At 59.6% G+C, this 19031-nt stretch carries 21 protein-coding genes; 14 read left to right on the forward strand and 7 right to left on the reverse strand.

Features of this window, described 5'->3' with window-relative positions; all coding sequences use genetic code 11:
• Positions 1–60: 60 nt before the first annotated feature.
• Positions 61–1086, reverse strand: coding sequence for an amino acid ABC transporter substrate-binding protein (locus C4N04_RS05715; RefSeq protein WP_077993886.1), 1026 nt, complete (start codon positions 1084–1086; stop codon positions 61–63).
• 354 nt (positions 1087–1440) lie between these two features.
• Between C4N04_RS05715 and C4N04_RS05720 the strand changes: the two genes are divergently transcribed.
• Positions 1441–2631 carry a cystathionine beta-lyase gene (locus C4N04_RS05720; protein ID WP_077993884.1) on the forward strand — a complete coding sequence of 397 codons (1191 nt, stop codon included), beginning with the start codon at positions 1441–1443 and terminating at the stop codon, positions 2629–2631.
• Positions 2632–2666: 35 nt separating this feature from the next.
• Here the strand turns inward: C4N04_RS05720 and C4N04_RS05725 are convergent, their stop codons facing one another.
• Positions 2667–3812 carry an FAD-dependent monooxygenase gene (locus C4N04_RS05725; RefSeq protein ID WP_106795574.1) on the reverse strand — a complete coding sequence of 382 codons (1146 nt, stop codon included), beginning with the start codon at positions 3810–3812 and terminating at the stop codon, positions 2667–2669.
• A 28-nt stretch (positions 3813–3840) separates the two neighbouring features.
• Positions 3841–4086, reverse strand: coding sequence for a zinc-finger domain-containing protein (locus C4N04_RS05730; protein ID WP_010024961.1), 246 nt, complete (start codon positions 4084–4086; stop codon positions 3841–3843).
• A gap of 158 nt (positions 4087–4244) precedes the next feature.
• Here C4N04_RS05730 and C4N04_RS05735 point away from each other — a divergent pair, with 158 nt between their 5' ends.
• From C4N04_RS05735 to clpA, 6 genes are all read left to right on the forward strand, one after another.
• Positions 4245–5030 (forward strand): alpha/beta fold hydrolase, encoded by a 786-nt coding sequence (locus C4N04_RS05735; RefSeq protein ID WP_096770994.1) that lies wholly within the window; start codon positions 4245–4247, stop codon positions 5028–5030.
• Positions 5031–5158: 128 nt separating this feature from the next.
• Positions 5159–5992 carry a serine O-acetyltransferase gene (gene cysE / locus C4N04_RS05740; RefSeq protein WP_096770995.1) on the forward strand — a complete coding sequence of 278 codons (834 nt, stop codon included), beginning with the start codon at positions 5159–5161 and terminating at the stop codon, positions 5990–5992.
• 137 nt (positions 5993–6129) lie between these two features.
• Positions 6130–6333 (forward strand): DUF3126 family protein, encoded by a 204-nt coding sequence (locus C4N04_RS05745; RefSeq protein WP_010021897.1) that lies wholly within the window; start codon positions 6130–6132, stop codon positions 6331–6333.
• A gap of 272 nt (positions 6334–6605) precedes the next feature.
• Positions 6606–6977 carry a phasin family protein gene (locus tag C4N04_RS05750; protein ID WP_038688629.1) on the forward strand — a complete coding sequence of 124 codons (372 nt, stop codon included), beginning with the start codon at positions 6606–6608 and terminating at the stop codon, positions 6975–6977.
• Positions 6978–7253: 276 nt separating this feature from the next.
• Entirely contained in the window at positions 7254–7607 is a 354-nt protein-coding gene (clpS, locus tag C4N04_RS05755) for an ATP-dependent Clp protease adapter ClpS (RefSeq protein WP_008526939.1), read from the forward strand.
• Between the two features lie 10 nt (positions 7608–7617).
• Positions 7618–10107, forward strand: coding sequence for an ATP-dependent Clp protease ATP-binding subunit ClpA (gene clpA, locus C4N04_RS05760; protein WP_038688631.1), 2490 nt, complete (start codon positions 7618–7620; stop codon positions 10105–10107).
• 70 nt (positions 10108–10177) lie between these two features.
• On the opposite strand, the gene C4N04_RS05765 is transcribed toward clpA, so the two are convergent.
• The 4 genes from C4N04_RS05765 to C4N04_RS05780 are packed head-to-tail and all read right to left on the reverse strand — an operon-like array spanning position 10178 to position 13330.
• Complete coding sequence (locus C4N04_RS05765) at positions 10178–10849, reverse strand: transporter substrate-binding domain-containing protein (RefSeq protein WP_096770996.1); 672 nt, start codon at positions 10847–10849, stop codon at positions 10178–10180.
• 11 nt (positions 10850–10860) lie between these two features.
• Entirely contained in the window at positions 10861–11625 is a 765-nt protein-coding gene (hpaI, locus tag C4N04_RS05770) for a 4-hydroxy-2-oxoheptanedioate aldolase (protein WP_077993875.1), read from the reverse strand.
• A gap of 7 nt (positions 11626–11632) precedes the next feature.
• Positions 11633–12415: a 2-oxo-hept-4-ene-1,7-dioate hydratase gene (gene hpaH / locus C4N04_RS05775; protein ID WP_106795575.1), complete on the reverse strand. Its 783-nt coding sequence runs from the start codon at positions 12413–12415 to the stop codon at positions 11633–11635.
• A gap of 21 nt (positions 12416–12436) precedes the next feature.
• Positions 12437–13330: an intradiol ring-cleavage dioxygenase gene (locus C4N04_RS05780; RefSeq protein WP_039619514.1), complete on the reverse strand. Its 894-nt coding sequence runs from the start codon at positions 13328–13330 to the stop codon at positions 12437–12439.
• Positions 13331–13578: 248 nt separating this feature from the next.
• Here C4N04_RS05780 and C4N04_RS05785 point away from each other — a divergent pair, with 248 nt between their 5' ends.
• The 7 genes from C4N04_RS05785 to C4N04_RS05815 are packed head-to-tail and all read left to right on the forward strand — an operon-like array spanning position 13579 to position 19025.
• Entirely contained in the window at positions 13579–14316 is a 738-nt protein-coding gene (locus C4N04_RS05785) for a GntR family transcriptional regulator (RefSeq protein WP_038688642.1), read from the forward strand.
• Entirely contained in the window at positions 14316–15137 is an 822-nt protein-coding gene (locus C4N04_RS05790) for a sugar phosphate isomerase/epimerase (protein WP_164519052.1), read from the forward strand. The genes C4N04_RS05785 and C4N04_RS05790 overlap by 1 nt, the downstream gene beginning before the upstream one ends.
• A 46-nt stretch (positions 15138–15183) precedes the next feature.
• Positions 15184–15852: an amino acid ABC transporter permease gene (locus C4N04_RS05795; RefSeq protein ID WP_039619521.1), complete on the forward strand. Its 669-nt coding sequence runs from the start codon at positions 15184–15186 to the stop codon at positions 15850–15852.
• Positions 15853–15861: 9 nt separating this feature from the next.
• The gene (locus tag C4N04_RS05800) at positions 15862–16512 is read left to right on the forward strand and encodes an amino acid ABC transporter permease (protein WP_039619523.1); all 651 of its coding nucleotides are present in this window, start codon (positions 15862–15864) and stop codon (positions 16510–16512) included.
• Positions 16513–16552: 40 nt separating this feature from the next.
• Positions 16553–17377, forward strand: a complete 825-nt coding sequence (locus C4N04_RS05805) for a transporter substrate-binding domain-containing protein (protein WP_077993867.1) — start codon at positions 16553–16555, stop codon at positions 17375–17377.
• 19 nt (positions 17378–17396) lie between these two features.
• Positions 17397–18158 carry an amino acid ABC transporter ATP-binding protein gene (locus C4N04_RS05810; RefSeq protein ID WP_039623222.1) on the forward strand — a complete coding sequence of 254 codons (762 nt, stop codon included), beginning with the start codon at positions 17397–17399 and terminating at the stop codon, positions 18156–18158.
• Between the two features lie 18 nt (positions 18159–18176).
• Positions 18177–19025 carry a shikimate dehydrogenase gene (locus C4N04_RS05815; protein ID WP_010057705.1) on the forward strand — a complete coding sequence of 283 codons (849 nt, stop codon included), beginning with the start codon at positions 18177–18179 and terminating at the stop codon, positions 19023–19025.
• Positions 19026–19031 lie beyond the last annotated feature (6 nt).

Here is a 19031-nt window from a genome sequence, read left to right on the forward strand (position 1 = left end):
TTTTTTATTGGAGGAGGAAAGGCGGTCGCCCGCCTTTCCGGCTTTCCTGCGTGATACCCCTCAGCGAACCGGCGGGGCGTACTGGATGCCGCCCTTGCTCCACAGGGCGTTGAGGCCGCGATCGATCTTCAACTGGCTGCCCTGGCCGATATTGCGCTCGAAGACTTCGCCGTAATTGCCGACGTTCTTGACGATGTTGTAGGCCCACTCATTGGTCAGCCCGAGATCGGTGCCGATCTTGGTGTCTGCTTCCACGCCGAGGAAGCGCTTGATGTCAGGGTTCGGCGAATTTTTCATGTCGTCGACATTGGCCTGAGTGATGCCGAACTCTTCAGCATTGATCATGGCGTAGCCAACCCAGCTGACGATGTCGAACCACTGGTCGTCACCCTGGCGAACAGCCGGCGCCAGCGGCTCCTTGGAAATGATTTCCGGAAGGATCGCGTGCTCGTCGGGGTTCTTCAGCGTCAGGCGCAGCGAATAGAGACCGGACTGGTCGGTCGTGTAGACGTCGCAGCGGCCGGCGTCATAGGCGGCGTTGACCTCATCCAGCTTTTCGAAAACAACCGGATTGTACTGAAGGTTGTTTGCCTTGAAGTAGTCGGCGAGGTTGAGCTCGGTGGTGGTGCCCGACTGGACGCAGACGGATGCGCCGGAGAGTTCGAGCGCCGACTTCACGTTCAGGCTCTTGCGGACCATGAAGCCTTGGCCGTCATAATAGTTAACGAAACGGAAGTTCAGGCCGAGAGCGGTGTCGCGGTTGATCGACCAGGTCGTGTTGCGAGCCAGAACATCGACTTCGCCGGATTGAAGCGCCGGGAAACGGTTGGCGGCGCTGAGCGGGGTGAACTTCACCTTCGTGGGGTCGCCGAAGACGGCTGAAGCGACGGCCTTGCAGAAATCGACGTCGAAGCCGGCCCAATTGCCGGAAGCGTCGGGTGCAGCAAAGCCGGCCAGGCCGGTATTGACGCCGCATTGTACGAAACCCTTCGCCTTGACGTCACCGAGAGTGGTGGCCGAGGCTGCCGATGCGCCAAGTGCCAAAACCGCTGCGCCGATGGCGGCGGACAGGAGCTTATTCTTCATTTTCCCAACCTTTTTCCGTTGTCTTATCTTTATCTTGTGGGGAGTGCGCCCGAACGTTGCGTCGGCCTCCCCAATCGTCTCGACACCCTCCCGGCGCGAGTGGGTCTATCACAGTCGCAAATGTCACCATGGTCAAGTGTCGCCATCGATAATTGCGGCAAAATTCAGAAATTTGGTCAATTGCGCCGCATTCATGGGCGGTTGGCCAGGAAATGGGCGTCCAATTGCGGAAAAATAACGCGAAAATCATACTTTTCGATGGGATCTACCCCAAGGTCCCAAGGGGTTGACCGGAGGCGGCGAGGTGTCCAAAAGTCTCGTTTTCGCGTTCTTCGCCAAAGGCTATTCCCGACCATGAAAGACAAAGACAGCTTGCTGCAGAATGCCGGTATCAACACCCGCTTGAGCCATATCGGCAACGATCCCTTCGACTATCACGGTTTCGTCAATCCGCCAGTCGTGCATGCCTCGACGGTGCTGTTTCCGAATGCCCGGACGATGGAGACGCGTTCGCAGAAATACACCTACGGGACCCGCGGCACGCCGACCACGGATGCGCTCTGCGAGGCGATCGACGCGCTCGAAGGTTCGGCCGGCACCATCCTCGTTCCCTCGGGGCTTGCGGCCGTCACCATTCCGTTCCTGGGTTTCGCCGCCGCCGGCGACCATGCTCTCGTCGTCGATTCGGTTTACGGTCCGACCCGACATTTCTGCGACACGATGCTGAAGCGCCTCGGCGTTGAGGTGGAATATTACGACCCGTCGATCGGCGGCGGCATAGAGGCGCTTTTCCGGCCGAACACGAAGATCGTGCACACCGAGGCTCCCGGCTCCAACACCTTCGAGATGCAGGATATTCCGGCGATCTCGGCGGTTGCCCACCGCCACGGCGCCGTCGTCATGATGGACAATACCTGGGCGACGCCGCTTTATTTCCGGCCGCTCGATCATGGCGTCGACATCTCCATCCACGCGGCGACGAAATATCCGTCCGGCCATTCCGACATTCTGCTCGGGACGGTGTCGGCCAATGCCGAGCATTGGGAGCGGCTGAAGGAGGCGAACGGCGCCCTCGGCATCTGCGGCGCGCCCGATGATGCCTATCAGATCCTGCGCGGATTGCGCACTATGGGCCTGCGCCTCGAGCGCCATTATGAAAGTGCGCTTGCGATCGCCGAATGGCTGGAGGGCAGGGACGATGTTGCCCGCGTGCTGCACCCGGCGCTGCCGAGCTTCCCCTCCCATCATCTCTGGAAGCGCGATTTCAAGGGGGCCAGCGGCATCTTTTCCTTCGTGCTTGCCGCCAATGGTCCCGAGCAGTCCAGGGCAAAGGCGCATGCCTTCCTCGATGCGCTGCGGATCTTCGGCCTCGGCTATTCCTGGGGCGGTTTCGAAAGCCTCGCTCTGCACGCCTATCTCAACGACCGCAGGGTCGCCAAGGCCCCGACCGACGGTGCGGTCATCCGCCTGCAGATCGGCATCGAAGACGTGGCTGACCTCAAGGCCGATATCGAACGCGGGTTTGCCGCGGCAAGCGCCGTCTGAGGGCAGGCGTGGGCGCCTCCGTCGCTTGCGGCGCTCTATGGCCGCATGGCGCGATAGCCGTAGATCCAGTCGAGATCCGCCGCCAGGCTTTGCGGCGGCTTCAGCCCGAGCACGAGGTCGCGGCCGATGCGGATCGGCCCTCTCGCATGATAGGCAAACCGGTTGAAGGCGCCGCGCTGGCGAAGCTTGGCGATGCGCGGCGCGCGATGCCTTTCGAAATGCGCCAGCGCTTCGGTCACGGGACTATCCGACAGAAACGCGGCAAGTTCGTAGGCATCTTCGATTGCCATCGCCGCTCCCTGGGCGGCAAAGGGCATCATCGCGTGAGCGGCGTCGCCGATCAGAACCGCCCTGCCGTCCTGCCACGCGCCTGACGTCGTTTCGAACAGCGGCCAGAAGGTCAGCTTCCGCTGCCTTTCGAGCAGCGAGACGATGGCCGCGTTCCAGCCGGCGAGACGCGCTCGCAGCTGTGCGCGTTGCTCTGTCGTCGGCTCGCTTTGCCAGGTCTGGGGCGCAATGTTGCCGGCAGTGATTGCCACCATGTTGAAGCTGCCGGTCTCTTTTAGCGGATAGCTGACCAGATGCGCCGACCCGCCGAGGAAAGCGGAAACGCTTGTCCGATCGAGGAAGCCGGGGGCTTCATCCTCGGCAATGGTGAAGCGGTAGGCGATATTGCCGGAAAAACGTGGCGAGGGGCCGCCCGCAATAGATTGCCGCAGCTTCGACCAGACGCCGTCGGCCCCGATCACGACATCGGCCGGCCGCTCGGAAGGCGGACCCGCTTCCATGCGCATGCCGAGACGAAGCCGGCAGAGCGGATCGGCTTCGACCGCGGCGAGCAGCGCTTTCTGCAAAGTGGTGCGGTGCAGGACGCCATAGGGCGCGCCCCAGCGCTGCCGCGCGAATTTGCCTGCCGGCACTGCCGCAAGCTGGCGCAGCGAACTGCCCGAAATCAGTCGGATGCTCTCTGGTTCGAGCCAGATCTTGGAAAGTACGTTGAGGATGTCGAGGTCAGCAAGAATACGCGAGGCATTCGGCGAAAGCTGCAATCCGGCGCCGATTTCGGTAAGTTCGTCCGCCTGCTCGAAAATCTCCGAGCTGATGCCCCGGCGCGAAAGCGACAGCGCAGCGGTCAGCCCGGCAATTCCGGCGCCGATGATGACGGCATGTTCGACGGGCATTGCCAGTCCGTTCCGGCTTCTAGTCGGGCTACGCCGCCTTCACATGGAAAACGCAGCCGGCCGGATTGGTCTGGCTGGGCTTGAGGGAGGAATTGAAGCGATAGAGCGTCGAACAGTAGGAGCAGACCTTCTCGTTGTCGTCGCCCATGTCGATGAAGATGTGCGGGTGATCGAAGGGAACCGAAGCGCCCGTGCACATGAATTCCTTGACGCCGACTTCGATGACGCGATGACCGCCGTCGTTCTGGAAGTGAGGAATGTTGTGGCCGGCCATATCGCTCTCCGAATGCTTTGCAAGGTGCGCGGACCTTATAAGCCTTCGCCGCAAATGTGTAGAGCCAAAGCGCAGCGGCAAGCACAGTTTTCAGCTACGGTTTTTGGCTTCACGCTGGCAGGCGGCTCAATTATGGTCGCGCCAAAAAGGAAGACCCGATGAACCTGAACACGCCCGCATTTTCAAGCTTCACTCATGACGGATTGCGGCTCGCCTTTTTCGACGAAGGCGATCCCTCCGGTGTGCCTGTCCTGTTGATTCACGGCTTTGCCTCGACGGCAAACGTCAACTGGGTGCATCCGGCCTGGCTGAAGACGCTCGGCGATGCCGGCTACCGGGTGATCGCCATCGACAATCGCGGTCATGGCGCAAGCGACAAGCCGCATGACGCCGAAGCCTATCGTCCGTGGGTGATGGCCGGTGACGCAATTGCGCTGCTCGACCATCTCGGCATCGCCGAAGCCAATGTCATGGGCTATTCCATGGGCGCGCGCATTTCCGTCTTTGCCGCACTTGCCAATCCGCATCGCGTCCGCTCACTGGTGCTCGGCGGCCTTGGCATCGGCATGACCGACGGCGTCGGCGACTGGGACCCGATTGCCGATGCGCTGCTGGCTCCGTCGCTGGACGTCGTGACGCATGAGCGCGGCCGCATGTTCCGCGCCTTTGCCGAACAGACAAAGAGCGACCGCACCGCGCTCGCCGCCTGCATTCGCGGCTCGCGCGATCTCGTCGCTCGCTCGGATATGGCCAAACTCGATATGCCGGCGCTGATCGGCGTCGGCACCAGGGATGATATCGCCGGCTCGCCGCAGCAGCTGGCCGCACTGATGCCCGAGGCCGAGGCGCTCGATATTCCCGGCCGCGATCATATGCTCGCCGTCGGCGACAAGGTTTTCAAGCAGGCGGTGCTCGCCTTCTACGCAAGGGTGGCCGGGCGCTGACATCATCGTGATGCCGAAAAACCGTGCTAAAAACCATGGTGACGGCACCCATTTATGTTATTGGCGTTTTCCACTATATACTGGCATTGCGAAAACGGCATTCCTGTTAGGTACCGAGGAGAGTGGCGATGGTCGCCAAGACAGACATTCGTGCTTTTGAGACAGGCCATCCGCTGAAAGTGATGGATCCCATCTGGGACAGCCTGCGCGAGGAAGCCCGCGCCGCCGCCGAAACGGATCCGGTTCTCGCCGCCTTTCTCTATTCGACGGTGATCAATCACCGTTCGCTCGAGGAATGCGTCATTCACCGCATTTGCGAACGCCTCGATCACCCCGACATGCAGGCGATCCTCCTGCGCCAGACCTTCGAGGAAATGCTCTCCGATTGGCCGGAATGGAGCTCGATCCTGCGAGTCGATATCCAGGCGGTCTATGACCGCGATCCCGCTTGCCTCCGCTTTATGGAGGCCGTGCTCTATTTCAAGGGTTTCCATGCGCTGCAGACGCATCGTCTGGCCCATTGGCTGCTGAACCGCGGCAGGCGTGACTTCGCCCTCTATCTGCAAAGCCGCTCCTCCAGCGTGTTCCAGACCGACATCAATCCGGCCGCCCGTATCGGCAAGGGCATCTTCCTCGATCATGCCACCGGCCTCGTAATTGGCGAAACGGCGGTTGTTGGCGACAATGTCTCGATCCTGCATGGCGTCACGCTCGGCGGCACCGGCAAGGAGGGCGCCGACCGCCATCCGAAGATTGGCAGCGGCGTGATGATCGGCGCCGGCGCGAAGATCCTCGGCAACATCGAAATCGGCTTCTGCTCGCGCGTTGCCGCCGGCTCCGTCGTGCTCAAGGCAGTGCCGCCGAAGAAGACGGTAGCCGGCGTGCCGGCCAAGGTCGTCGGCGAGGCCGGTTGTTCCGAACCGTCGCGCAACATGGACCAGGTGATCGGCGCCGATATCTGAGCGCCTGTTGGAAAAAGATAGGAAAACCGGCAGGAGCCGAGCGGGGACAGCCACTGCGCAAGCAGCAGCCCGCCTTTACACCGCTGCTTTTCCTGTGCGAGAAGCGGCCAATCAAGACCGCTTACGGAGATGACAGAGTGAAGCCTGAAGAAATCAAGAAGCTCGACGCCTATTTCAAGCGCATGTTCAACCCGCAGATCATCGTCAAGGCGCGTCCGCGCAAGAATGATTCCGCGGAAGTCTATCTCGGTGAAGAGTTTCTGGGCGTCGTCTATATCGATGACGAGGACGGCGACCGCTCCTACAACTTTTCGATGGCGATCCTCGACGTCGATCTTTGATCGCGCGCAAACGTTTCAAGAGGACCGGGCGGCGCGATCCGCCCGGTTTTTTCGTTTTTTGGCTTGTCAAAAAAATTTTTTTTTAAAATCTTGGGTTGTGGGCATTTGATATATATTAGCAAAATCAGTTAAAGACGTACGTGCCCCGGCGCGCGGCCTTTGTTTTATTACTGTCATGCAACCTCAGGGTTGTTTTGCATTGCACAAGACTACTTGACTATTTGTGCGTCGCAGTTACCCTGCCGCCATCCACAGCCCAACGGAGGACGGTCATGTTCAACTTTGATGATGCAAACAGGAAGAGCAAGGAAGCCGTCGATACGGCGCTGAGAACCTATTCCGAAACGGCGAGGGGCTTTCAGGCAATCGCCGCCGAAGCTGCTGATTATTCGAAGAAGTCCTTCCAGGATGCAGTGACGCATTTCGAAACGCTGGCCGGGGCCAAGAGCTTCGAGGCCGTGTTCGAACTGCAGACCAGCTACGTCAAGTCCAGCTATGAGAGCTTCGTTTCCGAGGCCACCAAGCTCGGCGAAATGTACGCCGATCTCGCCAAGTCCGCCTACAAGCCTTACGAGGCTCCGATCGCCGCTGCCGTCGCCAAGACGGGCAGGCAGGCGCCGGCGGCAACGCCTGCCGCCGCATGAGTTGATTGCGACGGCGCAACCTGCGCGACATATTGAAATACCGGGGCCGGTTACGCATCTGTAGCCGGTCTTTTTTGTTTCCACTTTCGCCACAGCGTCGGCTTGGATCGGCCCGGGGACTTTTTTGGTCTTTCCCGTGCATGCCGGCATTTCTTGATTGCAGTGTCTGACAGGGGGCTTAAAATCGGCCTATTATGAACTAAGTTAGTGTTTCAGATATTCGGCGGGAAAAGCACCCTCCCATGCTCCGCCGGATTGATTGAGGAATGAATGACAATGATCGCAAAGCCGATCCGGATGCAGAACGACAGCGAAAGGAACGGGGACAACGGAAATCGCGGAACCTCGGTCATCACGCGCACCAAGCCGAAGACCAAGAAACCCAACCTCTATCGCGTGCTGCTTCTGAATGACGATTACACGCCCATGGAATTCGTCATTCATATTCTGGAACGGTTTTTTCAGAAGGATCGTGAAAGTGCCACCCGCATCATGCTCCATGTCCACAATCACGGCGTCGGCGAATGCGGAATATTCACATACGAGGTAGCGGAAACGAAGGTCAGCCAGGTGATGGACTTCGCCCGGCAGCACCAGCATCCGCTGCAATGCGTCATGGAAAAGAAGTGAGGATCTGAACGTGCCAACATTTTCGCCTAGTTTAGAGAAGGCGCTCCATCAGGCACTGACCTTTGCCAACGAGCGGCATCACGAATATGCGACGCTCGAGCATCTGCTGCTCGCCCTGATCGACGATGCCGATGCGGCCGCGGTCATGGGTGCCTGCAATGTCGATCTCGACGCGTTGCGCAAGACGCTCGTCGAATATGTCGATAATGAACTTTCCAATCTGATCACCGGATATGACGAGGATTCGAAGCCGACCTCCGGCTTCCAGCGCGTCATCCAGCGCGCCGTCATCCATGTGCAGTCTTCCGGGCGCGAGGAAGTCACCGGCGCCAACGTGCTCGTCGCGATTTTCGCCGAGCGCGAAAGCCATGCCGCCTATTTCCTGCAGGAGCAGGAAATGACCCGTTACGACGCCGTCAACTACATCTCTCACGGCATTGGCAAGCGGCCGGGCGCCTCCGAGGCCCGCCCTCCGCGCGGCGCCGAAGAGGAAGCCGAGAGCAAGCCGACGGCACGCGGCGGCGAGGAAGAGGGCGGCCCCAAGAAGCAGCAGGATGCGCTGAAAGCCTATTGCGTCAACCTCAACGAGAAGGCCAAGGGCGGCAAGATCGATCCGCTGATCGGCCGTCACGCCGAGGTGAGCCGTACCATCCAGATCCTGTGCCGCCGTTCGAAGAACAATCCGCTCTATGTCGGTGATCCCGGCGTCGGCAAGACGGCGATCGCCGAGGGCCTCGCCAAGCGCATCGTCGAGGGCAAGGTTCCCGAGGCGCTTGCCGATGCGACGATCTTCTCGCTCGACATGGGCACGCTGCTTGCCGGCACGCGCTACCGCGGCGATTTCGAGGAGCGCCTGAAGCAGGTCGTCAAGGAGCTGGAGGAATATCCGGGTGCGGTGCTGTTCATCGACGAGATCCATACGGTGATCGGCGCCGGCGCCACCTCGGGCGGGGCGATGGATGCATCGAACCTGCTGAAGCCGGCACTGTCATCCGGCGCGATTCGCTGCATCGGGTCGACCACCTACAAGGAATATCGCCAGTTCTTCGAGAAGGACCGGGCGCTGGTGCGTCGTTTCCAGAAGATCGACGTCAGCGAGCCGTCGATCAACGATGCGATCGAGATCATGAAGGGCCTGAAGCCCTATTTCGAAGAGTATCACCACCTGCGTTATTCGAACGACGCCATCAAATCGGCCGTCGAACTCTCGGCCCGCTACATCTCCGACCGCAAGCTGCCGGACAAGGCGATCGACGTGATCGACGAAACCGGTGCGGCCCAGATGCTGCTGCCGCCGTCGAAGCGCCGCAAGCTGATCACCGAAAAGGAAATCGAGGCAACGATCGCTACGATGGCGCGCATTCCGCCGAAGACCGTCTCCAAGGATGACGAAGCGGTGCTCGCCAATCTCGAGCAGGAACTGCGCTCGGTCGTCTACGGCCAGGATATCGCCATCGAAGCCCTTTCGACCTCGATCAAGCTGGCGCGTGCCGGCCTTCGCGAGCCGAACAAGCCGATCGGCTCCTATGTTTTCTCCGGTCCGACCGGCGTCGGCAAGACCGAGGTCGCAAAGCAGCTGGCGTCGTCGCTCGGCGTCGAGCTTCTGCGCTTCGACATGTCGGAATATATGGAGCGGCATACGGTCTCGCGTCTGCTCGGTGCACCCCCCGGCTATGTCGGTTTCGATCAGGGCGGTCTTCTCACAGATGGCGTCGACCAGCATCCGCATTGCGTGGTCCTGCTCGACGAAATCGAAAAGGCGCATCCTGACATCTACAACATCCTGCTGCAGGTCATGGACCATGGCACGCTGACCGACCATAACGGCAAGAAGATCGACTTCCGCAACGTCATCCTGATCATGACGACCAATGCGGGCGCGTCCGAAATGGCCAAGGCTGCGATCGGCTTCGGCTCGTCCAAGCGCACCGGCGAGGACGAGGAGGCGCTGACCCGTCTGTTCACGCCGGAGTTCCGCAACCGTCTCGACGCGATCATTCCCTTCGCGGCGCTGCCGACGGCTGTCATTCACAAGGTCGTACAGAAGTTCATCATGCAGCTGGAGGCCCAGCTTTCCGAACGGAACGTCACCTTCGACCTGCATGAGGACGCGATCGCCTGGCTGGCGGAAAAGGGTTACGACGAGAAGATGGGCGCCCGCCCGCTTGCCCGCGTCATCCAGGACACCATCAAGAAGCCGCTTGCCAACGAAATCCTCTTCGGCAAGCTGAAGAAGGGCGGCGTCGTCAACGTCACCGTCGGTCCCAAGGAAGACGGCAAGCCGGGCATCGTGCTGGAAGCCATACCGGATACGGCGCCGATCAAGCCGAAGCCGGAAGCCGAAGTCGTGCATCCCGAAGCCGATGACGAGGGCGACGGCGAGCTGAAGACGAAGACGGCCCGCAAGACCCGCGCCAAGACGGTCCCGCAGGCAGAGCCTGAAGTCCGCGACGCCCCGAAGAAGGGAAGCACGGTCCCCAAGGTTCCCCGCAAGAAGTGAGATCTTGCCACTGAATTGGAAAAGGCCGCGTCATCCGCGGCCTTTTTGATTTTCCGCCTTGTGTTGCTAGCTAAGGGCGCACTGTAAAATCGCGTACGAAATCTGCCAAAAAGGCTGAGGCATGAACGGATCGCTTATGCACGGCGATCGTCTGGGGGATTTCGGAGAATGTTCCTTCCACGAGCCGGAAGCCTGAAATTCTTTCCGAAGTTTGGATGAGATACTCGGTCAGTCCAGCAGCCGCAGCGCACTGCGATTCGACAAGCAGATTGATGGCCGTTGCAGGGCTATCGGTGTAGGAGACTGAAGCTCTTTGAAGGATTCGTTCGAGCTGCTTCGTATAGGCTGCACTCCTTGCAGAGGCGATCTGGACTCCTTCGACGTCAATATCTTGGACACGCCGGAAGGACGAACTGTCAGGCACGAGATAGGTCGCTTTGACGGAGATGTATGGAGGTGAGAAGGAGAAGCGGTCGGCTCTTGATGGATCCGAGGCAATGAAAGCGATGTCCCATTCGTCGCCGTCGGCATTGGCAAGTATGTCGGCAGCCGAGCCGTACTGGATTAGAGAGAGGCCGCAATCCAATTGTTCGGCAATCTCGTGGGCTATCTGGGCGCTCGGACCGACCAGGGCGCCCGCCTCATCGTCCCATCGGACCAACGCCGCATTTGACATATTGATGGCGGCCCTGATAGCGCCGGTCGGCGCTATCTCAGCCAAAATCTGCTTCCGCGTCGACATCTTCGAACTCCCTAAGATGCGAACCTGGCCGCGAGCGCTTCGGATCCTCTTGCGAGTAGGGCGACATCTACACCGACTGCGGTAAACAGCGTCCCCAGCGAAATGCAGCGGGCTGCGAACTTCTCGTCGGGGGTGAGTATGCCCGTCGGCTTTCCAAGCGCCTTCAAGCGCCTTATCGCATCCTCGATCGCCACAACCACTTCCGGGTGGCCCGGTTGACCAGGATGGCCAAAGCTCGCCGCGAGATCAGCCGGGCCGATGAAGATGCCGTCCACTCCTTCGACAGCGGCGATGGACTCGAGATGATCGAGCGCTTCCCGGGTCTCGATTTGAAGAAGCAAGCATATCTCCTGCTCCGCGACCTGTGCGTAGTTCAAAACGCGCCCGAAGCGCGTGGCACGCGTCAAGGCGGAGACACCGCGAATCCCGCGCGGCGGATACCGAATGGCTGCTACGGCGGCCATCGCCTCCTCTTCATTCTGCACATACGGAACGAGCAGCGTCTGCACGCCAATGTCCAGGAACCGCTTGATCAGCACAGGGTCATTGAAGGCAGGGCGTACGACGGGAGAAACGCTGTAGGGCGCGACCGCCTGCAATTGGGGCAGGACGGTGAGGACGTCGCTGGGAGAGTGCTCGGTGTCGAACAGCAACCAGTCGAAGCCTGCCGGCGCCACGATTTCCGCTGCGTAGCTTCCCGGAAGGCCGCACCATAGACCGATCTGGCTTTGCCCAGCCATAAGATTCCGCTTAAAGTGATTGACGGGGAGTTCCATCGCCACCTCACACGAACGAAACGCCGATGGAGCCGACCGGCCCGTAATCAGCCTGGATGACATCGCCCGTGGCGATATCCACGGGGCGGGTGAACGAACCGGCAAGAACGATCTGGCCCTTCTTCAAGCCACCTCCGACAGCATGGAGCTTGTTCACGAGCCATGCGATTCCGGCGGCTGGATGCCCCATGATGGCTGCGGAAACGCCAGACTCCTCGATGATGCCATTTTTCGAAAGCGTCGCGCCGACCCAGCGGATATCGATATCCATCGGCCGGACGATACGACCACCCACGACGATCGCTCCGAAAGCCGCGTTGTCGGCGATCGTGTCGGTGATCGCTCTTGGCACTTCGGTTCGATAGTCGATGATTTCGAGAGCTGGAACGACAAATTCGGTCGCCCTCATCACGTCATAGATACGGGTGCTTGGACCTTCAAGATCCTCGCCCATTACGAATGCGAGTTCGACTTCGAGACGAGGCTTGATGAACAGATCCGCTTTGATCTGCGCTCCATCATTGAAGAGAGCGTCGTCGAGAATGACGCCGTAATCGGGCTCCGTCATCTTCGAGGCCATCTGCATTGCCCGCGACGTCAGTCCGATCTTGTGGCCGACGATCCGTGCACCTTTCGCAACCCGCGCCTGCGCCCAGAGCGCTTGTATATTGTAGGCGTCTTCGAGTTCCAGGTTCGGGTATGTCTTGCTTGGCTGGATGATTGGCTTGCGTTCGACTTCGGCCCTCAGCAGCGCGTCGGCTGCCTCCTGGCGTTCCTTTTCCGTGATCATGATTTGGCTCTGCTGGTTTCGTTATTTGATCGGAGGGCGCGGCAGGGCGGCCTCGCCCCGCTCCATGACATAGGTGTAATCGAGCGAGAACCACGGGCCTGCGACGTCTGAGTAGGACGGGTGCGGCTCTTCATGCCGGACAAAGTCGCCCGTCAGCGCCGCGGTCACGCCAAACTGCACGTCGGAGTCGATATTTGGATCGCTCGGGTCGAAGACCTGGGAGATGAGTGTCTTGTACCCGTGCTTGAAGATGAGTGCATGCAGGTGGGCGGGGCGATAGGGGTGACGGCCTTGCGCCTTGAGAAGGCGGCCCACGACCCCGTCGACGGGGATAGGATAACCAACCATCTTGACCGTTCTGAACCAGAAGCGGCCTTCTTCGTTCGTGGTGAGCTTGCCACGGAGATTCATTTCTGCCTGATCGGGATCCTGGTTTTCGTAAAGACCGACAGGCGACGCATGCCACACGTCGACCTCGGCGCCTGCTATAGGCTTGCCGTCCCGATCAATCACCTTCGCGTGGACGAACAAAGGCGTGCCTGGAGTCTCGGACCGGATGATGGTTCCGCCGTTCTCGACCCGCGGGGAGTTAAGCCGCCAGAATGGTCCGAGCAACGATTGCGACGTCTCCGTCTGCCCCTTGTCACCGTTATTGAGCAGGCAGACGAGCGAAGAGACGCCGAGCGATCCTGCCATCAGCACGAACTCGTTGTGGCTATTAGTCTGCAATTGGCCAATTTCGTTGAGGACCGCTGTGGCCTCGCGGAATTCAGCTTCCGAAAGCCTGACCTCCCGTACGAACGCGTGGAGATGCTTCACCATTGCGACGAGTATTTCGCGCAGTCTGGGATCCTCGGTGCGGTTCATCACGGCGAGGACGGCGGGCGTCAACTCGCTCTCGGTTCTGATTGGCATGCTGCCACCTCCTCATGGCGCTCCAGTATTGAAATAATCGATTATTTGTCAAGCTGATTAAGTGCGTCTCAACCGCCAAGTTTGTCTGGCTGGCCGGTAAAGCAGAATTAACCTATTTATTATGAATAATATTTTTAAAAATCGTGAATCGATTTGTGGGAGTCGAGGAGCTTTTCTTAGGGGAAAGTTGACATCAATAATCGTTTATTATATCGATCATCGAAAGTTTTGATAGTCTGGGAGGAGAGATGGACTCGAGCGACGACGGCGCCCGTGGCGCACTGACAGAAGAAGACGCGCCGTCCGCTGCTTTTGCCGATGATGGAAAAAACACCATCGGCAGCCAGCTGGCTTCGCGTCTTCGAGAGGCCATCATTTCTGGGGAACTGGAGGCGGGCAGCAAGATCAATCTCGACAGGGCGCGAAAGACGTTCAACGTCAGCCTGAGCCCGTTGCGCGAAGGCCTGGCCCGACTCATTTCCGACGGCTTGGTTGAGTTTCAGGACAATCGAGGCTATCGCGTCGCCCCGATCTCGCTTGCCAATCTCGAAGAAGTTACGACACTTCGGGAGGAGCTCGAGGTCTTCGCGCTACGCGAATCTATTCGCGTCGGCGACGTCGAGTGGGAGGGCAACATCATGCGTGCGCTCCATCGTTTGAACCGCACTGAGCGCGATGCCGCCCGTCCCGAAACCCTGGAGCACTGGGAAGCGCTGCACCGCGAATTCCACCTCACCTTGATCTCGGGCTGTGGCAAGCCCCTGCTTCTTCACTTTTGCAATCTTCTGCTGAATCTGAACGACCGATACCGCCGCGCCTTCCTTGTCCGCACATCCGGGGACCGCAATGTAGGTCAGGAACACAGCGAGATTGCGCAGGGCGCCGTGGCGCGCGACGTTGAATATGCTTGCGAGAAGCTGCGACAGCACATCCACCGCACCGGAACCAATCTTCGCAACCATCTTGCGACGAAAGGCGTCGCATGATGGCCGCCTCAAGACCAAGAGCGACGCTCCCGATCGGCGTCGCGCACTTCTCGTCTATAATGCTGCCCCCTGCGGAGTTCGCAAAGATAGCCGGACGCGCAGGTTTCTCCAGGATCGGCCTCAGGCTCCACCCAGCCTTTCCCGGTGCGCCGTACTATGAGCTGCCTGTCGGTAGCGCAGCAGCCGGAGAGTTGAAGGCTGTGCTTGCCGGTGAAGAAGTAGAGGTCTTCGACATCGAGTTCTTCGTCATCGATCCCTCTTTCGACGCGTCGTCAGTGGAGTCGACCCTCGCCGCTGCTGCCAACATTGGAGCGCGTCGGCTCAGCGTCTGTGGTGACGATCAGGATCATGCCAGACTGTTATCGAACTTTTCGGATTTCTGCGTTCTCGCGGGACGGTACGGCTTGGCGGTCGACGTCGAAAACATGGGCTGGCGGGTGGTCAAAGCCTTTGAAGACAGCATTGATCTCGTGAGAGGGGCGGGGATCGAGAATGCCGGCGTTCTCGTCGATGGCATCCATTTTTTCAGGAACGGCGCGGCTCTGGCAGAGTTGCGGGCCAACCTCGACAAAGTGAAACATGTTCAAATATGCGACGTAGCCGGCCCGGCGCCGACAAAGCCGGAGGAAATGATCGCGGAAGCACGAAGCGGCCGACTGCCTCCAGGCGAGGGGGAGCTGCCGCTGAGGGATTTGGTTGCTGTGGTCGGCACCGCCGCTTCCATCTCGGTGGAGGTGCCTCTGGTCGGATCCGTGGCGCCGGAGGTCCACCTTAAACATCTTTTCAACTGCGCGGAAAGAATGGTCAGACCGGATCGATAGTCCGGCGCGGGTGCAAATTTTCCGCACGGGGAGGAGGAAATCATACATGGGTTATACGTTCGATTTTGGTGCGGTCTTTGACCGCGCCCCGGAGTTGCTTTGGGGTTCGCTCGGTACGATGGGGCTGGCGCTGGCCGGAATGCTCCTCGCGCTCCTAATCGGCGTTCTCGGCGTTGCCGCCAGAACGTCCAAGATTCCGCTCGTTCGAGCTCTCGTCATCGGGTTCGTTGAAGTCGTCCGGAACACGCCTTTCCTCGTGCAGATTTTCTTCATCTACTTCGCGCTTCCCTTGATGGGGATACGCCTAAACCCGACCGTCACCGCGATCATCGCGCTGGGCATCAACGGCGGTGCATACGCGATCGAGATCATCCGGGGCGGCGTCGAGAGCATCAGCAAAGGTCAGATCGAGGCAGGCTTCGCGCTTGGCCTCCATAAGGGCGACGTCTTCCGGTTGATCGTGCTGAAGCCGGCTCTGCGGGCAATCTACCCGTCGCTCACAAGTCAGTTCGTGATGCTGACCCTCACGACCTCCGTCTGCACCTCGATCGCAGCCTACGAGCTGACATCGGCGGCGCAGAGAATCGAATCCGATACGTTCCGCAGCTTCGAGGTCTACTTCACCGTAACAGCCATCTACCTCGTCATTTCGACCCTGATGATGGGTATGTTCGCCCTCATTTCCCGCCACCAGTTCAATTACCCGACGCGATAGGAGGCACTTATGAGTCCCATCGGCGAAAACGAATTTCTCTTCATCTTGCAGGGCCTCAAATGGACCGTACTGCTAGCGATCATCGGCTTTGTAGGTGGAGGCGTGTTCGGGATATTGATCGCCCTGGCGCGCACATCGAGAAATCGGACCGCGCGCATCGCGACTTCGGGCTACATCGCACTCTTCCAGGGCACGCCGCTCCTGATGCAGCTTTTCGTCGTGTACTACGGCGTGGCGCTGCTCGGCATTGATGTCAATGCCTGGCTCGCGGTGGCTATTGCCTTCACTCTTCATGCGAGTGCCTTCCTCGGCGAGATCTGGCGCGGCTCCATCGAAGCCGTTCCGAAAGGTCAGAGCGAAGCCGCAAACGCGCTCGGCCTCCACTACGTATCGCGGATGAGGGACGTCATCCTTCCGCAAGCCCTGAAAATCTCCATGCCTGCGACCATCGGCTTCCTTGTCCAGCTCATCAAAGGAACCTCGCTCGCGGCGATCGTCGGCTTCATCGAGCTGACCCGAGCTGGACAGATTATCTCGAACCAGACCTACCGGCCGCTCCTCGTCTTCGGGGTCGTCGGCGTGATCTATTTCATCATTTGCTGGCCGCTGTCGCACCTTGGAAGCGGCCTCGAAAAACGGATGGCGAAAGCAGTCCGCTAACCGCTTCGTTCGAAGCAAAACCAAAGAGGAGGAATAAGCAATGCAGATCAACCGTAGGAAATTTCTGGGGATCGCTTTTGCGACGGCCGCTTTCGCCACCATCGGCGCTGCCGCCGCATCGGCCGCCACGGTCGAAGAGATCAAAGCCAAAGGCACTCTCGTCGTCGGCATCCAAGGCGACAACGCACCATGGGGCTTTGTGAATACGAGCGGCAAGCAGGACGGCTTCGACGCAGATATCGCAACGCTGTTCGCCAAGGAACTCGGCGTGAAGGTCGAGTTCCAGCCGCTCGCCGTCGCCAACCGAATTCCGGCGCTGACGACGGGGAAGGTGGATATCCTATTCGCCACAATGGCCATGACCGAGGAGCGCGCCAAATCGATCCAGTACAGCAAGCCGTATGCGGCGAACACAATCTCGCTCTATGCCGCGAAGGCCGATGCCGCAAAGGCGCCGGCCGATGTAGCTGGCTGGGAGATCGGTGTGCCGAAGTCGAGCTCGCAGGATAAGGCTGTGACGGACGCCGTAGGATCGACTGCAACGATCCGCCGCTTCGACGATGACGCCGCCACTATCCAGGCTCTCATCTCGGGACAGGTAAAGGCTGTCGGCGGCAACCAGTTCTACGGACAGAGGCTCGATACGGCCAGCGCCGGGACTTACGAGCGTAAGATCGACTTCCTGAAGACCTATAACGGCGTCGGAACTCGCCTTGGCGAGAAGGACTGGAACGAAGCCGCCAACAGCTTCATCGACAAGATCAAGGCAAGCGGGGAGCTGGCGGCCATCACCAAGAAGTGGATGGGCATCGACCTTCCGACATTCCCCGAATCCATCCCCAACATCCCGTTCACTGTCAAGTAAAGCATAGATGGAGGGCGCCGTGCTCAATTCTTCAAACGATCAGTCGACGTTGATTTCACTCGAGAAGCTGGAGAAATGGTACGGCTCCTTCCATGCTCTGAAAAACGTCAGCCTGTCGGTTCGCAAAGGCGAGAAGATCGTCCTTTGCGGCCCATCGGGTTCTGGCAAATCTACTTTGATCCGCTGCATCAACGCGCTTGAAACGGTCCAGGACGGGAAGATCGTCGTCGAGGGACAGCTGCTGGATGGCAGCACCAAGGCTGTCGACACGATCCGACGCGAAGTGGGCATGGTGTTCCAGAGTTTCAATTTGTTCCCTCACATGACCGTACTTCAGAACTGCACGCTAGCGCCCATGCGCGTTCGCGGCACCAGCCGCGCCGACGCCGAACGACTGGCACGAAAATATCTGGAGCGTGTCAGAATTCTTGATCAGGCGGCAAAATATCCCGCCCAGCTTTCCGGAGGCCAGCAGCAGCGCGTCGCGATCGCGCGTGCGCTCTGCATGGAGCCGAAAGTGATGCTGTTCGACGAGCCCACGAGCGCGCTTGACCCTGAGATGGTCAAGGAAGTGCTGGATACGATGATCGGGCTCGCACGCGACGGCATGACCATGATCTGTGTGACCCATGAAATGGGCTTCGCCCGCCAGGTCGCAGACAGGGTCATCTTCATGGCCTCCGGTGAGATCATCGAAGAGGCTCAACCGGAGATTTTCTTCAAGTCTCCTCGGCACGAGCGCACCAAGGCGTTTCTCGGCGAAATACTTGCCCATCACTGATCCGGTAGAGCTATCAAAATGGACAACAGGAAATTTCATGTCGGGCTGATCGGAGCGGACATTCAGATGTCGAAGTCGCCCGCTCTCCATGAGACCGAAGCATGTCAGCTTGGACTGGAATATCGGTACGAGCTGCTCGATCTGGCCGAGCGTGGTCTCCCTGCATCTGCGCTGCCAGACCTTCTCGACGAGATCGAACGCCGGGGCTTTGCGGGAAGCAACATCACTCACCCGTGCAAGCAGACCGTCATCGCTCACCTTACAGATCTGTCGGAAGATGCCCGGATGCTCGGTGCAGTCAACACGGTCGTGCTTCGCAATGGAAAGCGGATTGGGCACAACACCGATTGGTATGGCTTCTATAAGAATTTCGAGCTTGGATTGCCCGATGTTGCCAAAACGCATGCGGTCCTGCTTGGCGCAGGCGGCGCGGGGGTCGCAGTCGCGCACGCAGCCATCAAGCTCGGAATCGAGCTGCTTTCGATCTTCGATCAGGACGCAAATCGCGCCGCCACGCTTGCCGATCAGCTCAATCAGCGCTTCTCAAAAAGGTGCGCGCAGGCGATCAGGGATGTCAGGGCCACGCTCGCTTCGGCCGACGGGCTGATCCACGCCACGCCGACGGGTATGCGAAGCCATCCTGGCATTCCGATCGACCCGGAAGCGCTTCAGTCGCGTCACTGGGTGGCCGATATTGTCTACATGCCCGTCGTGACCGAACTTCTGGCTTTGGCCGAGAAGAAGGGCTGCAGAACGCTGCCCGGTGGTGGAATGACGGTATTCCAGGCCGCCGCGGCGTTCGAATTGTTCACCAGCGTGCAGCCGGACGCGGAACGAATGTCGCGTCATTTTGAAGAGTTGTGCTGAGCTGGA

The organism is Rhizobium sp. H4 (assembly GCF_003013335.1).
Classification (GTDB): domain Bacteria; phylum Pseudomonadota; class Alphaproteobacteria; order Rhizobiales; family Rhizobiaceae; genus Rhizobium; species Rhizobium sophoriradicis.

Excerpts from the sequence above, each read along its gene's own strand:
- C4N04_RS05750 (WP_038688629.1), top strand. The coding sequence starts at position 6,606 with ATGTTCAACTTTGATGATGCAAACAGGAAGAGCAAGGAAGCCGTCGAT.
- hpaH (WP_106795575.1), bottom strand. The coding sequence starts at position 12,415 with ATGATCACGGAAAAGGAACGCCAGGAGGCAGCCGACGCGCTGCTGAGG.
- C4N04_RS05725 (WP_106795574.1), bottom strand. The coding sequence starts at position 3,812 with ATGCCCGTCGAACATGCCGTCATCATCGGCGCCGGAATTGCCGGGCTG.
- C4N04_RS05720 (WP_077993884.1), top strand. The coding sequence starts at position 1,441 with ATGAAAGACAAAGACAGCTTGCTGCAGAATGCCGGTATCAACACCCGC.
- C4N04_RS05805 (WP_077993867.1), top strand. The coding sequence starts at position 16,553 with ATGCAGATCAACCGTAGGAAATTTCTGGGGATCGCTTTTGCGACGGCC.
- hpaI (WP_077993875.1), bottom strand. The coding sequence starts at position 11,625 with ATGGAACTCCCCGTCAATCACTTTAAGCGGAATCTTATGGCTGGGCAA.
- C4N04_RS05800 (WP_039619523.1), top strand. The coding sequence starts at position 15,862 with ATGAGTCCCATCGGCGAAAACGAATTTCTCTTCATCTTGCAGGGCCTC.
- C4N04_RS05735 (WP_096770994.1), top strand. The coding sequence starts at position 4,245 with ATGAACCTGAACACGCCCGCATTTTCAAGCTTCACTCATGACGGATTG.
- cysE (WP_096770995.1), top strand. The coding sequence starts at position 5,159 with ATGGTCGCCAAGACAGACATTCGTGCTTTTGAGACAGGCCATCCGCTG.
- C4N04_RS05815 (WP_010057705.1), top strand. The coding sequence starts at position 18,177 with ATGGACAACAGGAAATTTCATGTCGGGCTGATCGGAGCGGACATTCAG.
- C4N04_RS05765 (WP_096770996.1), bottom strand. The coding sequence starts at position 10,849 with ATGTCGACGCGGAAGCAGATTTTGGCTGAGATAGCGCCGACCGGCGCT.
- C4N04_RS05715 (WP_077993886.1), bottom strand. The coding sequence starts at position 1,086 with ATGAAGAATAAGCTCCTGTCCGCCGCCATCGGCGCAGCGGTTTTGGCA.
- C4N04_RS05780 (WP_039619514.1), bottom strand. The coding sequence starts at position 13,330 with ATGCCAATCAGAACCGAGAGCGAGTTGACGCCCGCCGTCCTCGCCGTG.
- clpS (WP_008526939.1), top strand. The coding sequence starts at position 7,254 with ATGATCGCAAAGCCGATCCGGATGCAGAACGACAGCGAAAGGAACGGG.
- C4N04_RS05795 (WP_039619521.1), top strand. The coding sequence starts at position 15,184 with ATGGGTTATACGTTCGATTTTGGTGCGGTCTTTGACCGCGCCCCGGAG.
- C4N04_RS05785 (WP_038688642.1), top strand. The coding sequence starts at position 13,579 with ATGGACTCGAGCGACGACGGCGCCCGTGGCGCACTGACAGAAGAAGAC.
- C4N04_RS05730 (WP_010024961.1), bottom strand. The coding sequence starts at position 4,086 with ATGGCCGGCCACAACATTCCTCACTTCCAGAACGACGGCGGTCATCGC.
- C4N04_RS05790 (WP_164519052.1), top strand. The coding sequence starts at position 14,316 with ATGGCCGCCTCAAGACCAAGAGCGACGCTCCCGATCGGCGTCGCGCAC.